This is a genomic window from Anaerostipes sp. 992a, assembly GCF_001940245.1.
Taxonomy (GTDB): domain Bacteria; phylum Bacillota; class Clostridia; order Lachnospirales; family Lachnospiraceae; genus Fimousia.
Genome location: NZ_MJIG01000004.1, coordinates 875,448 through 891,969 on the forward strand (window position 1 = coordinate 875,448; position 16,522 = coordinate 891,969).

General features: G+C 40.2%; 5 protein-coding genes. 1 reads left to right on the forward strand and 4 read right to left on the reverse strand.

The window, feature by feature from the left end; genetic code table 11:
• Nucleotides 1–24: 24 nt before the first annotated feature.
• The 3 genes from BHF69_RS08605 to BHF69_RS08615 form a co-directional block, all read right to left on the reverse strand.
• A complete protein-coding gene (locus tag BHF69_RS08605; protein WP_075670653.1) occupies nt 25–6,330 on the reverse strand; it encodes a leucine-rich repeat protein in 6,306 nt (2,101 codons plus the stop codon).
• A 164-nt stretch (nt 6,331–6,494) separates the two neighbouring features.
• Entirely contained in the window at nt 6,495–9,845 is a 3,351-nt protein-coding gene (locus BHF69_RS08610) for a phage tail tip lysozyme (protein WP_330393129.1), read from the reverse strand.
• Between the two features lie 93 nt (nt 9,846–9,938).
• Nucleotides 9,939–10,205, reverse strand: coding sequence for a hypothetical protein (locus BHF69_RS08615; RefSeq protein WP_075670657.1), 267 nt, complete (start codon nt 10,203–10,205; stop codon nt 9,939–9,941).
• 219 nt (nt 10,206–10,424) lie between these two features.
• On the opposite strand from BHF69_RS08615, the gene BHF69_RS13810 reads away from it, so the two are divergent.
• On the forward strand, nt 10,425–11,078 hold the full coding sequence (locus BHF69_RS13810) for a hypothetical protein (RefSeq protein WP_083651170.1): 654 nt from the start codon (nt 10,425–10,427) through the stop codon (nt 11,076–11,078).
• A gap of 298 nt (nt 11,079–11,376) precedes the next feature.
• Here the strand turns inward: BHF69_RS13810 and BHF69_RS08630 are convergent, their stop codons facing one another.
• On the reverse strand, nt 11,377–16,416 hold the full coding sequence (locus BHF69_RS08630) for an InlB B-repeat-containing protein (RefSeq protein ID WP_242946133.1): 5,040 nt from the start codon (nt 16,414–16,416) through the stop codon (nt 11,377–11,379).
• Nucleotides 16,417–16,522: the final 106 nt, after the last annotated feature.

The following is a 16,522-nucleotide window of genomic DNA, read 5'->3' on the forward strand; positions in this document are numbered from 1 at the left end:
TCTCCCATTCATGTTATCAGTATCTTATTGTACCCTCAGTGTACCTGCTTCTGAAGTCACACTATTTCCTCTTTCATCGGTTACCACACAACGGTACTGCTGCCCATTTCTAGCTGCTGTGATTGGCACGCTGATGGTAGATGTCTTACTTCCACTCTGAGAAGAATTTCTCCAGCTGGTTCCATCATCATTGCTATACTGCCACTGGTACTTTAACCCTTCTCCGTTGGCTCCTACCGTAAAGCTTGCCGTATCTCCCACTGCTCCGATATAATCTTCCGGCTGGCTGGTGATCGTTAGTTCTGTTCCAACGATCAGCTTTGCTGCCTCTGAAGTTACACTGCTTCCATTTGCATCGGTTACAACACAGCGGTACTGCTGGCCATTTCTTGCCTCTGTGATCGGCACCTTGATCGTCGCTGTCTTATTACCACTCTGGGAAGAGTTTTTCCAGGTTGCCCCTTTGTCATTGCTGTACTGCCACTGGTATTTTAATTCCTCTCCAGTAGCCGTTACGGTAAATGTTGCTGTCTTTCCAACTTCACCTGTATAATTTACTGGCTGTCCGGTAATTACTGGACCTTCGGATGCGGTTCCAACAATCAATCTTGCTGCATCAGATGTTACTTTATTTCCATTCACATCTGTTACCATACAGCGGTACTGCTGGCCATTTCTTGCCTCTGTGATTGGCACCTTGATCGTCGCTGTCTTATTACCACTCTGGGAAGAGTTTTTCCAGGTTGCCCCTTTGTCATTGCTGTACTGCCACTGGTATATTAACTCTTCTCCAGTTGCTGTTACGATAAATACTGCTGTATCTCCCACTGCTCCTGTATAATCTTCTGGCTGCCCTGTGATCATTGGACCTTCGGAAGCTTTTCCAATGATCAGACTTGCTGCACCCGAGGTCACACTATTTCCATTTTCATCGGTTACCACACAACGATACTGCTGGCCATTTCTTGCCTCTGTGATCGGCACCTTGATCGTGTCTGTCTTATTACCATTCTGGGACGAATTCTTCCAGGTACTTCCTTTGTCACTGCTGAACTGCCATTGATAGATAAGCCCATTACCAGCTGCCTTCACTGTAAAGGTTGCGGTCTCTCCCACCGCTCCCGTATAATCTGACGGCTGAGTAGCGATCACCAATGCTTCTGCTTTCTTGCTTACAACCAGTGTTCCTGATTCAGAGATTGCCTGATTACCTTCTCCATCTGTCACAATGCAGCGGTACTGCTGGCCATTTCTTGCTTCTGTGATCGGCACACGGATCGTATCCGTCTGGTTGCCGCTCTGGGAAGAGTTCTTCCAGGTACTTCCCTTATCATTACTGAACTGCCACTGATAGGTGAGCCCTTCTCCTATTGCTTCAACCGTAAATACTGCAGTATCCCCTACCGCTCCTGTATAATCTTCTGGCTGACTGACAACTTCTACCGAAGGTTTCCGATTTGGATCTACGATGCTAGAAGCTTTAAATCCCCATTCATTTCCAGAACTATCTGATACCAACTTAATCCTTATGGTATCACCTGGAATCGTTATCATCTGACCGGCTAATATGGTGCCTGTGTACTTACCTATCTCATTTCCATTACCATCATAAATATATAAGAAATCAAAGTCCTCTTCTATATTTGTTCTTTCATCAAATATAATGCTTAAAGTTTCTGCCCCTTCTAATGTGTAAACCCAAAAATCAGAGCAATTATTCTCATAGTTATGAGGACTTTCCATCTCTTCCACAGTAGCTGCAACATGAGCGGTATTACTTACCGTAACCGTACATTTATTGCTAACACCACTTCCGTCCTTTGCACTAACTTTAATCTCAGCTGTTCCTTTTCCTAAGGCTCTTACCATACCATTCTGGTCAATGGTTGCAACTTCTTCATTTGAAGAACTCCATTCCACTTCCTTGTTGGCTGCTTCACTTGGATTGGCAGTTGCTGTTAACTGATAAGTATCCAATGCCTCCATTGAAAGAGAAGTCTTATTCAGAGAAATCGAAGTCACTGGCTGTACCACAGTTACCTTACATGATGTGTTCACATCCCCCACGATTAATTTAATAGTAGCAGTTCCTAATGCTTTCGCTGTCACTAAGCCTGTATCATCAATGGTGATAATATCCGTGTTGGAACTCTTCCAGGATACTTCATCTGTGAAATTTGAAGGAGTAACAGACATAATCAGTTTATCCTTCTGTCCTTTATTTAACGTCAATTCTGTCTTATTTAAAGTAACTTCTGTTGCTTTTACTTCCTGGTTTACGAACTTGATTCCATGATCATTAGCAAATGTCTCAGCATACGTTCCTGCAATTCCATAAATGGTAAGTTTATCAAGATAACTGAACGCTGTAGAATCAATACTGGTAACTGCCCTTGGAATTATGATTTCCTTAAATTCTACGCTATTTGAAAATGCATGATCTTTTATCGTTGTTACTCGGTAAGGAACGGTAATCTTTTCTAATTTTGCACACTGGTCAAATGCATATGATGGAATGCTGGTAATTCCATTCCCTAATGTTACATCTGCTAATGTATCACAATGTTGGAAAATATATGTTCCTATGCTTGTTACACTATTTGGAATCTCAATTTTTGCTAATGCATCACAGCCATAAAATGCATACTTTCCTAGTGTCTTAATATTTTTTCCTAATACAACATTAGATAATGATACACAGTTGTTAAATGCTGATTCTCCAATGGTTGCATTAGAATCTTTAAATTCTACCGATTCCAGTGGTGAATTCTTAAATGCATTATTTCCAACAGATGTCACTTTTTCAGGAATCGTGATTGATTTTAATCCGCTATTTTCAAAAGCTGAATCATTAATATTTGTAATTGTATCCGGTAAAGCAATTATTTCTAAACTTGTACAATTATAAAACATGCTGTTGGTAATTGTAGCTCTAGTATCTGGTAATTTTACATAAGAAAGATTTTTACAATCGTAAAAAGTATTATTTCCTATTTGAGTAACAGAATTTGGTATTTCTATCCTAGTCAATCCTGTATTTCTAAATACATTATCTCCTATCGCTGTTATACTGTCTGGTATATTTATGTTACTTAAAACTGTACAGTCCTGAAATGCAACGGCTCCTATCCTCGTTACCGTATCCGGTATCTCCACACTTTTTAGCGCAGTTGCTCCATCAAATGCATAATCAGGTAATTCTGTCATCCCTTCTTCTATCACTGCTTTCTCGATATTACTGCCGCGAAATGACCCTTCTTTAAAGCCTCCTCCCTGCATACTAGTTGCTGTCTTTGGTATCGTGATCTCTGTCACTCCTGTATTCCCGCTCAATATCTCTCTTCCCATGCTGGTCAGATTCTTTGGCAGTGTTAATGATACCAATCCTGTATTTTCAAATGCAGCATCTCCTATCGCTGTCACACTGTCTGGTATATTTATGTTACTTAAAGCTGTACAGTCCTGAAATGCAACGGCTCCTATCCTCGTTACCGTATCCGGTATCTCCACACTTTTTAGCGCAGTTGCTCCATCAAATGCATAATCGGGTAATTTTGTCATCCCTTCTTCTATCACTGCTTTCTCGATATTACTGCCGCGAAATGACCCTTCTTTAAAGCCTCCTCCCTGCATACTAGTTGCTGTCTTTGGTATCGTGATCTCTGTCACTCCTGTATTCCCGCTCAATATCTCTCTTCCCATGCTGGTCAGATTCTTTGGCAGTGCCAATGATACCAATCCTGTATTTTCAAATGCAGCATCTCCTATCGCTGTCACACTGTCTGGTATATTTATGTTATTTAAAGCTGTACAGTCCTTAAATGCAACGGCTCCTATCCTCGTTACCGTATCCGGTATCTCCACACTTTTCAGCGCAGTGGCTCCATCAAATGCATAATCGGGTAATTCTGTCATCCCTTCTTCTATCACTGCTTTCTCGATATTACTGCCGCGAAATGACCCTTCTTTAAAGCCTCCTCCCTGCATACTAGTTACTGTCTTTGGTATCGTGATCTCTGTCACTCCTGTATTCCCGCTCAATATCTCTCTTCCCATGCTGGTCAGATTCTTTGGCAGTGCCAATGATACCAATCCTGTATTTTCAAATGCAGCATCTCCTATAGTTGTTACCGTATCCGGTATTTCTATGCTCTGCAGATTACTACATCTACTAAATACACTACTTCCAATAGATGTTATGCCATTCGGTATGATTACAGATTGAAGCAGTGTATTACTTGCAAAAGATTCATTCCCCAAAGCTACTACCTTATGCCCATCCAACTGACTCGGAATGATCAATGCTCTTGCATTTCCACTGTATTTGGTAATGGTTGCATTTCCATCTTCACTTAAACTATATTTATAAATCGTGATTGGATTTCCTTCTGCATCGTATCCATCTCCACTTCCACTGCCCCATCCACTTCCTGCATATTGAGAATAGCCAGAGGTTAGATATTTATAGCTTTTTCCCCTACTACAAAATCCTACTTTCTTACCATCTTCATAGTGATGGTCAATATTAATCGGTGAATTTGTTCCATCATAGATAACGACCTTCTTCTCATACGTCTCATCTATCCAGGAACAGCTGGCATATGCACCATACGATGCATATAAGTATGCGGTAAACTGTACGCATTTTTCTGGAGTCTGATCATCAAAGTACTGATCTGCTTCTAACTTTGCGATTCCTCCAGCTTTGGCATACACATATGCTTTGGCAAAACTTGGCTTCGTAAGTCCTGCTTTTATATTGATTCCAGCCTGTCCATTGGCCTCTATAGAAATAGAATATAATTTTGCCTGAAAGGACTGAAGAATACGCAATCCATCTTTCTTATTTAATGAAAATCCAGTTTCGATATAGGCTTTTTGTGTTCCGCTGATAGAACCTGACAGGTCAAAGTCTGCATTGATATCAATTCCACCTACTCCCTGAATTCCCCAATTTGCAATGGTTACTGTCTGGCTGCCCAATGCTTCTGTAATATTCCCTTTTCCCATATAGGTAATCTGAGCATCAGATGTAAATTTTAAATAAGCTTTTTGTTTTAAAGTACTGAATTCATAATAAACTTTAGGATTTGTAATATCTACCTTGACATCTACGGATACTCCGCTTCCCAGATTTACGGTTTTTGTAAAATGTGCAGATTTATATTGTTTCTCTGTTATTTTTCTCTCTGCTACACGAGCTGATGAATAAGTCTCACCCGTCTCTTCATTGCTGTACGTTACTTCAACCCCCTCTGCTGGCTGGATATCCATAAGATCAGCTTCAACAACTCCCTGTGCATCAACCGCAGCAAAGGCATCCTCATTATCAGTATCTTTTGTCACAATTGTAATTGTATTTCCATCCTTTGTCACACTCTCAGCAGTATATGCATTAGCAATTCCATTTTGATAAACAACAAACTGAGTTCCGCTTTCAATGGTAACTGGACAGTCCGTAATCGTAACACGATTCTCTTCATCTACAGAAACTATTGTTCCATCTGGTACTTCCACTACCCCATCTGCAAGATCATACTGACTGTCGTAGCTTTCATCTACTACATCCGCTTCTAATACCTTCTGTACATCAGATAACATGGTCTGTACTTCTTCTGACGTTATATTAGTCTCAGGTGAAAATCTTCCATCGACCAATTTAATCCATTGCCGATTCACCGAAATTTGAGCATCATCTGGTGATGAACAATCCGCTGAATCGCTGAATGTATATTCTGTTCCTTCATCCAGCTGAAATCCAAGACAGAAATTCAATGTCTTTACTGCAAAATCTCTGGTAACCGGATCATCTGGATGAATAGGATCTCCTTCCTCAATATCCACTACCCCAAACTGGATTGCTAAAAGAATATCCTTGTAATATGTATGATCTTCTTTCAAATCACTAAAATAATTGTCTGGATAATTATCCTCTTCTACTGTCATTCCAAAAACAACGGTCAAATCATGTAGCCATTCCGCACGGGTAATGATTCCATCTGTCCCATAAATCAGATTCCCACTTTCCTCTGTTGTGGCTCCAGTATCTGATTTTACCGTCTTATTCGTTTCTGTGATTTCTTCTTTGTTTTCTGTGGCATCAGATGAGTCTTCTTGTGCCTCTGCCCCCTCTTCCCCATCGTCCATTACACCATCAACTGCCTTTTTAACAGAATCTATGACTCCATCAATTGCAGAATTTTCCTTTTCTTCCGTCTCTGTCTTCACTGTTGTTTGATCCTTAGCAGCATATACCTCTACAGGCACTGAACCGATAATCATCATGATAGACAACAGTACCGCCAGAATACGCTTCTTGTGTCTTTTCATACGTTCCTCCTCTTTATGATATAATTCTAAAATGAATAAAAAAATTATATCACGTCAACAAGTAACATTTTTTTTATTGACATAAACGTCCTATTTAATGTCATAAATATCCAAACATACAAAACAGGAGAAGGACTTTCATCCTTCTCCTAATTAACAATCTTTTATTGTACCCTCAGTGTACCTGCTTCTGAAGTCACACTATTTCCCCTTTCATCGGTTACCACACAACGGTACTGCTGGCCATTTCTAGCTGCTGTGATTGGCACTTTGATCATATATGTCCGGCTTCCATTCTGGGAAGAATTCTTCCATGCATTCCCTCCGTCATTGCTGTACTGCCACTGGTAGCTCAGGCCCGTGCCTTCTGCCCTTACCGTAAAGACTGCCGTCTCTCCAACTGCCCCGGTATAATCCTCCGGATGGCTGGTGATGGATACTCCCTGGGTAGCTGCCCCAACGATCAGTCTTGCTGCGCTGGATATTGCCTTGTTCCCTTCTCCATCCGTCACCACACAGCGGTACTGCTGGCCGTCCCTCGCTGCCGTGACCGGCACTTTGATCGTATCTGTCTTATTCCCACTCTGGGAAGAGTCCTTCCATGCATTCCCTCTGTCATTGCTATACTGCCACTGGTAGCTCAGGCCCGTGCCTTCTGCCCTTACCGTAAAGACTGCCGTCTCTCCAACTGCTCCCTTATAGTCTTCCGGCTGGCTGGTGATCGTGGCCGCTTCCTTTCCGCCTTCTACTGTCAGAGTCAATGTCATGGATGCACCCCGGTAGTTCCTCGTCTCTTCTGAGGTGACAGTGACTGTCACTGTCCCTGCCTGTTTCCCAGTGATCATGCCGGACCCATCCACCGTGGCGATATTTTCGTCATCGATCTGATAGCGGATGGCGCCATCCCCAGATGTTGATGCGGATACCTTTGCTCTTTCCCCGGTCCGGATTGTATCAGCGGACAATACGGCACTGATGGCAGGGGATGCCTTTTCCACCTTCACCGTGATCTCTTTGGATGTAGCCTCATATTCCTCTGTCTCTGATACTGTCACCGTGATCACAGCCGTACCAGCTCCCTTTATGGCCACCCTTCCGTCATCTGTGACCTCTACCACACCGGTATCACTGGAATGATAAGAGAGGCTTCCATCTCCTTCAGTCAATCTGACATCCAGTGTGAACGGATCATCCCCATAGGTCTTTGTATAGGAATCGCTTCCTGCAATGGTCTGTCCGTATTTGACGTCATACTCACAGATCAATCCTCCATTATTATGATGATAAAAGCCGCTAGATGCACCAGATCTATCCGTCCGGTCGATCCACTCGCCCGGAGCTTTATTCGGTGGATTGTCCTTTGCTATGAAATAGGCATATCCTTCATTTTCCGCATTCCCTTCCGGATAATCGGTGTCCCAGTTGCTGTAGCTGAACGCTTCTCCTGTCACCCATTCCCATTTCCCGACTTCCTCCTCTGAACTGCATCCGATGCTGTAATATCCCTGGTTCCCTTCTGCCGTCAGTCCTTTCAACAGATCGTTTTCCTCCTGGCTGGTGATCGTCGCCAGATAGCCCCCTCTCGCTTCACAGAAAGCCCTAGCCTCCTTCCAGCTCATGCTGTAGTCATAGATCTCATATTTATGGTGCCCCCTGGCCACCTCTGCTGTTGCAGCCGGGTCTCCTTCCTCTCTCCATCGTGCATACAGGGTGTCCGCTGCATAGGTGCTGCTCCTGTTGATCCTGGTCCCCCCGTCCTCTCTGGTATACCATCCATCGAACAGATATCCTTCCCTCTCTGGTATCGGCAGGTCCCCATAGACCTCTGCATCCTCTACATATTTGTGGGATGCCAGATATGCATCATAGGAGCCGTAGGCATAGACCATCTGGTCCTCATAATCGCATCCGACATAATTCCCGACAGAGACCTGATCCGTGAATTCCACTCCGCCCTTTCCATTATCAAAATGGCCGGAGACTACCATCCCTCCGTCCGGTACCTTTACCTGCATCGTGGAGCCATATGCACGGATTTGTGTCATGGTCCCATCCGCAGAAACCACCACTTCTCCTCCATACTGATTGGTGTCTACGGTCATCCCTGGCACATTATAGACGATCAGCTGCTGTGTGCCCCTTCCCGTATTAAAACCGTCCACTTTACGCCTTGCATGCGCTTCCTTGAAACTTCCTCCCTGGGCATCAAAGGTGATCTTATGCCCTGTCTCAAAGTCACCATCTGTCCTGACCAGCCTGAACTTCTGTGCATTTATCAGGTTCTGGTTATATATCTGTACAGTATCCCCGATGTTTTGGTTGCCACTGCGCATATCTAGCGCTGTTTCCGTAGCATGCTGTGGGACAAGGCAGTATATGCTCCCGCATGGCAGCACATACCAGCTCTGTGCCTTAGAGCCATTATATGCGTGCTGCCATACATTTGTCCCGGATGCCGTGGCTCCACCTTCTATATCCAGATACATCCCCGATCCGACATCCCGGATGCTGTATATGCCGTTCCCTTTGTACTTAAAATAAAATGCCTGATATGCAGATGTTCTTGATTCCTGCACCTCTACATTCGCGTTTGATTCGTTCGAATCACCAGCGATCCCGACTGAACGGTCACTATTGGAATTTGAGCGTATATAGTAGGTCCCATCCTGGACCGTTGCCGAAGTACCCAGCACGGCAAAAGCTTTTGCCACCAGCCACGTTGTCCCGGCTGAATTGGTGGCGATGACACGATATGCATACATGCCTGCCGGCAGATTGTTGAATAAAATATCATTATCCATGTTATGGATATCATATGTCGTAGAGTTTGGATTCACGGTCTTCCCAGTCCAGCATTTTTCATCATAATCATAGACTCCTACGGTCACGGATGTCAGTTTGGTCGGGGAAGATATGGTGCCTTTGATGGAAAAGGTGCTTCCCTGTGTCAGTGTCCCCGGTGTATTATAGTTTGTGATCTTTAGCTCTGTTACTGCTGCATACTCAGGCCAATACTTATTCCTTGCAAGGTCCTGCCTTGTGGTATAATAACTACTTGAACAGCCTTCATAATATTTTGCCCAACACAATGCTGCTTCTGAGGCCCCATCTGCTGTATTGGCAACTGCTTTTAATGTAGATAACCGAAAATATGAATCACTATCTAATTCATGTTTCATAAAATACAACTGACCAGTTAAAGTAGTATAATCATATCCATTATTATTGCACCATGTAATTAACTTATTATATCTATTTCCTGCGGCTTCTCCATTGTTCCATTGACATATCCCATAACTTTTCGTTCCACCAGTGTCATTTGGATTTACTGCTGTTGGACTAAAATTTGATTCACATTGTATATTAGCCATTACGCCACATGCTCCTGCAGTATTCAGTCCAACGTTATTAATTAAGAAGTTATAAACCGTAGTTTCATGCGGGCTGCTTGTAACTGATTTTTTTAATCCATTTTTATTGGTAGCATTTGTTACATATATACCAGCATATGGCAGTTCGACTAAATTACATCCATATTCATTTTCATCCCATACAGGATTAAATTGATAATAGTAATAATGAGAATCTTCATAGTCACCCTCGCATTTTCAACTAACTGGTATCTCTGTTATCTCTTCAGAGTTCTCCAAATAAACTTCTATTGTATCTGGTAAGCTATTCATAATTTCTTCCAGATCCGGTTTCCCATTAAAATAATAATACTGTGGTTCTTCTTGTGCAAAAGATGAAATCATCTGCACTATTCCTTCTTTTGCAAATAATACCCGCATATTAAAAAATCCAACTGTATTATAATTAATACACATTAAAAATGCCAATATAACGACTGTTAACTGTTTTATTCTCTTCTTCATTTTTCCTCCTTTTTCTATAAATAATCTCTCGGATTCTTTAAACCAGTAAAATCAAGGCTTTCAGATTCTTTTTTTATAAAAATCACCCACTTTTTTCATTAAATTTTTTCATTAAAACACTTGACATATCCCTTTAAAAATGTGGTGCTTCGCGCCTTTTTAATCAAGAAGCATATTATTCCGGCGGCGCCGGTTCGTTTTTTGTTTGGAGACGATTTTATGTTACCTGTTAACTGCGGCAGTCATGCTGACTACCAAAACTTTGTTGTTACTAATCTTCGTAAATATTATCCTGATCCAGATTCTATTGCGCTTTCCACATGGGATATCATTGAGCGCTTTTGGAACCTTGATCTATCGGCTACTGATTCTCCTATGGCTGATAAATATTCAAAATTCGGTCCCGTGCCAAAAACTCCTTCCTGCATGCAACGTTCTTATCTTTTGTCCATTGATTTTAAAGTTACTTCATTAACTGAATGGGCTGCACAGCTTAAGATTGATCCACTTTATGCTATCCTCAGTGGTTTTGATGTTGGCGATACTCCCAGCTGTATTTCCTATACCTGTCAGACACCATGTTCTGATGCAAAATATGGACGAATGGTTCATTTAGTCATGAAAGATAATCCGAGATTATTCAACAATTCACCAAGAAGCAGTAAAGAATGGAAACTGGAATACAATGCAAGAACATCTGCTGAACGTTCAAATAAACGTGAGAAATTAGACTTTAAACTAGAAGACGACAGACGCCGTTCAACTAAGATGTGGTACTGCCGACTTTATCACATCCTTATGTTACAACATCTGGATGCATGGGATTTGCCATTTGAATCCACCCGCAGAAAGTTGATTTTGAATGTAGCATAATCCTATGGTCTATCATACCATCTTTTGAAACATAGTGAGCGCTATGTTTATTTCTCATGCAATTTTTTTGTTCCACAAGTAATATTTACTTTTCAAAGTCCAATGCCAGAGTTTAGCTGGCATGATCAATCAGAATTCCTAGAGATCATTTGATAGATGCACACATTATATCATTTTGAAAAACTTAATTTTCTTTAATGTCACAAATAGCCAACTTAATGTCATAATAATCTGTTATAAAAGAAAGACAGCATACCATCTCTGATATACTGCCTTCTTTTTCACTTATGTTTGATTACTACTTCACTATCAAAGTTCCTGCTTCTGAAGTCACACTGTTTCCATTTCCATCCGTTACTACACAACGATACTTCTGCCCATTTCTTGCCTCTGTGATCGGCACACTGATGGTAGATGTCTTACAGCCACTCTGAGAAGAATTTCTCCAGTTCGCTCCATCGTCATTGCTAAACTGCCACTGGTATCTTAAGCTTTCTCCGCTAGCTTCCACGGTAAATACAGCAGTCTCTCCTACTTCTCCCGTATAATCCCTAGGTTGACTAGTGATTGTTAATTCTGTTCCAACGATCAGCTTTGCTGCCTCTGAAGTTACACTGCTTCCATTTGCATCGGTTACAACACAGCGGTATTGCTGCCCATTTCTTGCCTCTGTGATCGGCACCTTGATCGTCGCTGTCTTATTACCACTCTGGGAAGAGTTTTTCCAGGTTGCCCCTTTGTCATTGCTGTATTGCCACTGATACTTTAACTCTTCTCCAGTTGCCGTTACGGTAAATGTTGCTGTCTTTCCAACCTCACCTGTATAATTTACTGGCTGTCCAGTAATTACTGGACCTTCGGATGCGGTTCCAACAATCAGTGTTGCTACATCAGATGTTACTTTATTTCCATTCACATCTGTTACCATACAGCGGTACTGCTGGCCATTTCTTGCCTCTGTGATCGGCACCTTGATCGTCGCTGTCTTATTACCACTCTGGGAAGAGTTTTTCCAGGTTGCCCCTTTGTCATTGCTGTATTGCCACTGATACTTTAACCCTTCTCCAGTTGCTGTTACCGTAAATACTGCTGTATCTCCCACTGCTCCTGTATAATCTTCTGGCTGCCCTGTGATCATTGGACCTTCGGAAGCTTTTCCAATGATCAGACTTGCTGCACCCGAGGTCACACTATTTCCATTTTCATCGGTTACCACACAACGATACTGCTGGCCATTTCTTGCCTCTGTGATCGGCACCTTGATCGTGTCTGTCTTATTACCATTCTGGGACGAATTCTTCCAGGTACTTCCTTTGTCACTGCTGAACTGCCATTGATACCTTAAGCCATTACCTTCTGCCTCTATTATAAAAGAAGCAGTTTCCCCTACAGTTCCTGTATAATCTAATGGTTGAGTTTTAATATGGATACCATCCTCAACAGATGGTGTATCTCCTTTATCTTCAACCCAATGTGCATATAAAGTTGTATCTTCTGAAAAAGTACTTTCTGCCGTAACCTGTTCCCCATCTTCTTTATCAGTAAACCATCCTACAAATGTATATCCTTCATATTCCGGTATTGGAAGTTCTCCGATAGGTTCATTTTCTAAATTAACTATTACTGCCTCATCAAGTTCTTTTCCACCATTCTCATCTAATGTAATAACTACATCTTTAGTAATTGGAATTGTTTGATCTGCCTCATATACAACATCCTGTACTTCACTATCATTCATATTCTCACATACAGCAACTGCTTTTAATTTTGCACTTAAATGAACAAGAATATTATTATTATCTTTGTCTTCTTCTGCATCAATATCAAATGCATCAATTACAATCGGACCGTCATATAATGTACTCTCCTTTGTAGGATTTTCATCTTCTAACGTATAGTAAATTTCCGCATTTTCCGTTGCTGACTCTAAATAAACTGCAACATAATCATCATTTTGTATAAAATAAGCTGATGGTGCATCTGCAGTCTCTGCATAAATGAGGATAGGTTTTATTGTCATATCTTCTTTAACATTCCACCATTCCTTATTTGTACTCCATCCTAGGAAGTCTCTGTCCTTTACATCCAATGCTGCCGGAGGTGTAGCCGTTTGTCCATATTCAATTTTTTGACTACTTATCGTTTCATCATTTTCATCCACAAAATTAACCATATAGGTTTGGGTTTTATAGACTGCATTAGCTACCATATTACTTTTTACTGTATCTTCACCATCAATGATGCAATCCCATCCAACAAATTCTTTTCCTTCTGCCTCTGGATCCTCTGGTGGAGTTAATTTATCGCCATACTGATAGTTTTCAAAACTAATTATACTATTGGCACTATCCACATATGCTACAACATATTGAAGCGGAGCAAATACTGCGCTAATTGTCATATTACCTTGCACATTAACTGCATTCATATTCCAACCGACAAATATATAACCATCTTTTTTTGGACTTTCAGGAACAATTGCACTATCGCCAGCTTTAACTTCCTGTGAAGATATTTCTTTTCCTTCTGAATCTGTATATTTTACTGTATATACTGGCTTAGGTGCTTCAATCATATCAATATTAATCAATCCAGTAGATCCTTCTAAGCCGAGACAAACCGTATAATCTCCAGTAAAATCTGTAGGTTCAGTTTTTGGTATAATCTCAAATGAATAAGCATTATCCTCCCCAATAGTTGTCTGACTTACATACTGAATCTGATCTTCATTTGGATCCGTATTCTTACCCTTATAAACCATAATAGTCGCAACCTTACCATTTAAATCAACATTAACAGAAGACAACTTTCCAGAAATACTATACGATTTTCCCGTTTCTTCGGTTCCTGCAAGATTACTATAAACTGGCACTAATTTACGCGTGCGATATAATGTCCTAGTTTCAACTTTACGAGAATCGCTGGCTGTATATCCATTATCTCCCCATTCACTCCAATCATTCCATTTATAATAATAATAAGTTGTAGTCTGTGTTCTTGTACGATAACGATATTCTTTTCGAATAACAGTTGCACTTGAATCTGAATCTTTTGTTCCAACTGCAGTAGAATTCAAATTTCCACTACTAAAGTTCCAACGTAATCCATCTCCCAATGATGTCGTATATCGTTTGTAGGTCGCATATGAATAAGTTGCAGATTTTGAATCTTTATATGCTGTCGGGAACCATTTTTCGACCCAGTTAGAAGAACTCAAAGTATATTTTCCACAGTCACTTTTTCCCTGTAATGGTTCCCTTCCTCCACAAGTAGGACAATAAAATACATAATAGCGATATGTAGTTCTAGTTTCTACCTGCTTAGAATCACTAGCTGTCTGTGAAGTTGTACTCCATCCACTCCAACTTCCCCAATCATTCCAAGTAGTTTTCGTATCGTATTTTTCCCAACCACTAAGGCTTGGAGACGTACTTGTAGTTGTAGACTTATCTGCATACCTATATTGTACTTTCTTTTCCACTTCTGTATCTTCTGATGCAGTTGCTTCAGAAGTACTCCATTCTGACCAGTCGGACCATACAGAATCAGATTGTACTGTAACATCTTTTGATACCAATTTAGAATATGCACTACCTGTTAAATCATTTCCTTTAAGACCAAGTACAACAGCAGTAGCCTTTGTCGCTGTCCCACTATATTTCAAAATCATACTTTCTTCAATTGTTTCATCTGCTGATATTTCAATTTCTTCTTTTGCTGATTTAACTAATTTACCTTCAGATGTCATCAAAGAAACTCTTAACAATGCTGTTGTTGTTTGTTTTGGATAATTTGTCAATTTTACTTTAACTGTATAATTACCTGTTTCTGCATTCCAGTTTGCAGATGTAATCTCACTAACTACTGGTAATTCATCATTTTCCCAATAATATACTGCCTGTAACTTCATATTAGAATCAATACACTTATAATCACCTTTGCTGTCATTATCAGATTCTATTACTTTCCATCCTGCAAAAACATATCCTGTTGGAATATCTGTCAAATCCTTTTCTGGAGATTCGGCTTTTCCTCCATATTCTACTTTTTGTGTACTTCCAACCTGATTACCAGATGCATCATAAAATCTAACTGTATAAGTATTAATCTTATATATAGCTTTAACTTCTAAATCGTTTTTTACGTTAGTAATCTTATCCTTATTTTCCCATGAAACAAAAGTATAACCTTTTCTTTCTGGATCATCTGGTAATGATGCATCATAGCCATATGGAACTTCTTGTTCTTTAATTATTGTTCCATCCCAGTCTACAAAATCTACCTTTAATGGTGCCATTGCTTCAACATTTAAGGTCGTACTACAATTTTCACTATTTCCGACAAAGTTAGATGCATATACTTTTAATTCATATTTACCTTTCTCACTCAAATTAAAAGAAGCTGTTTCTCCAGTTGTCGTTACAGAATCAACTTTTTCTCCGTTCTTATATAATGTTACTGTATAACTAGATGCCATTATATTAGAATCCCATTTTACCGAAATATTATCTCCTACAGGAACTTTTTCATCCCCATTTAATGTAAATCCCTCTGGAGCAGCTGGTTCTTCTAATTTTACAGTAGTTGTTGCAATTTCACTGTTTACATAACCACTTTTGACAGCAATTGCTTTTATTGTTTTTTCAGAATTTATAGAAACTGCACCAGAAAACTTTGTACTACTTATGGTTGGTGTATTTCCACTAGTTGTATAATAAATTGTTGTACCAGACGTACTACTATTCATATTTAATACTATATGATTTTCTGTTATACTTTGAGTAATAATTGGTGCTGCAGCTTGAGATAATGTAGTATTTCCAGATGTGCTGCTACTCTTAGTATATCCTGAACGACTTGAATATGCAGTCACAGAATAAGTTCCTACTGAATTTAAAGTTGTTGTATAAGATCCTGTAGCCGTTCCACTTACAAAGTTTGATCCATTCTTCTTGATTGTATAATTAATCGTATCTGAACTTCCACCTGAAATACTTAATGTTTTTCCTCCTATAACATCTGAAAATGTTACTTTAGGCGTTGAACAAGTCTTTCCATTAACTGTAAATTGTTTATATGCCGACTTTGTTGTCCCGTTTTGAAGTTTTGCTGTTACAACAAAATAGTATGTTCCTCCTGAAGGGATTCTTTCAAAATGAATCGCAGAATCAATATTGGAAAGATAATAATAATAACTATTTACTGTCTTTGTTGCCTGAATACCATTCACACAACCAGAACCGTTTGCATTTGTGTATACTCCAGCAGTTACAGATGCAATCTGAGAACCAGACGATGATACATTTCCACTAACGATACAAGTATCCCCAACATTCATTGTTGTTTTTGCTAATGTAGGTGTTATTGTACAATATATGGAATTTGAACTATTTATTACTCTCCGAATATTGCATGTAAGTTGCCATTCTTTTTTTCCATGTGAC

What these genes read in the sequence shown, in the direction of transcription:
- BHF69_RS13810 (WP_083651170.1), top strand. Translation starts at nt 10,425, where the DNA reads ATGTTACCTGTTAACTGCGGCAGTCATGCTGACTACCAAAACTTTGTT.
- BHF69_RS08615 (WP_075670657.1), bottom strand. Translation starts at nt 10,205, where the DNA reads ATGAAGAAGAGAATAAAACAGTTAACAGTCGTTATATTGGCATTTTTA.
- BHF69_RS08630 (WP_242946133.1), bottom strand. Translation starts at nt 16,416, where the DNA reads ATGAATGTTGGGGATACTTGTATCGTTAGTGGAAATGTATCATCGTCT.
- BHF69_RS08605 (WP_075670653.1), bottom strand. Translation starts at nt 6,330, where the DNA reads ATGAAAAGACACAAGAAGCGTATTCTGGCGGTACTGTTGTCTATCATG.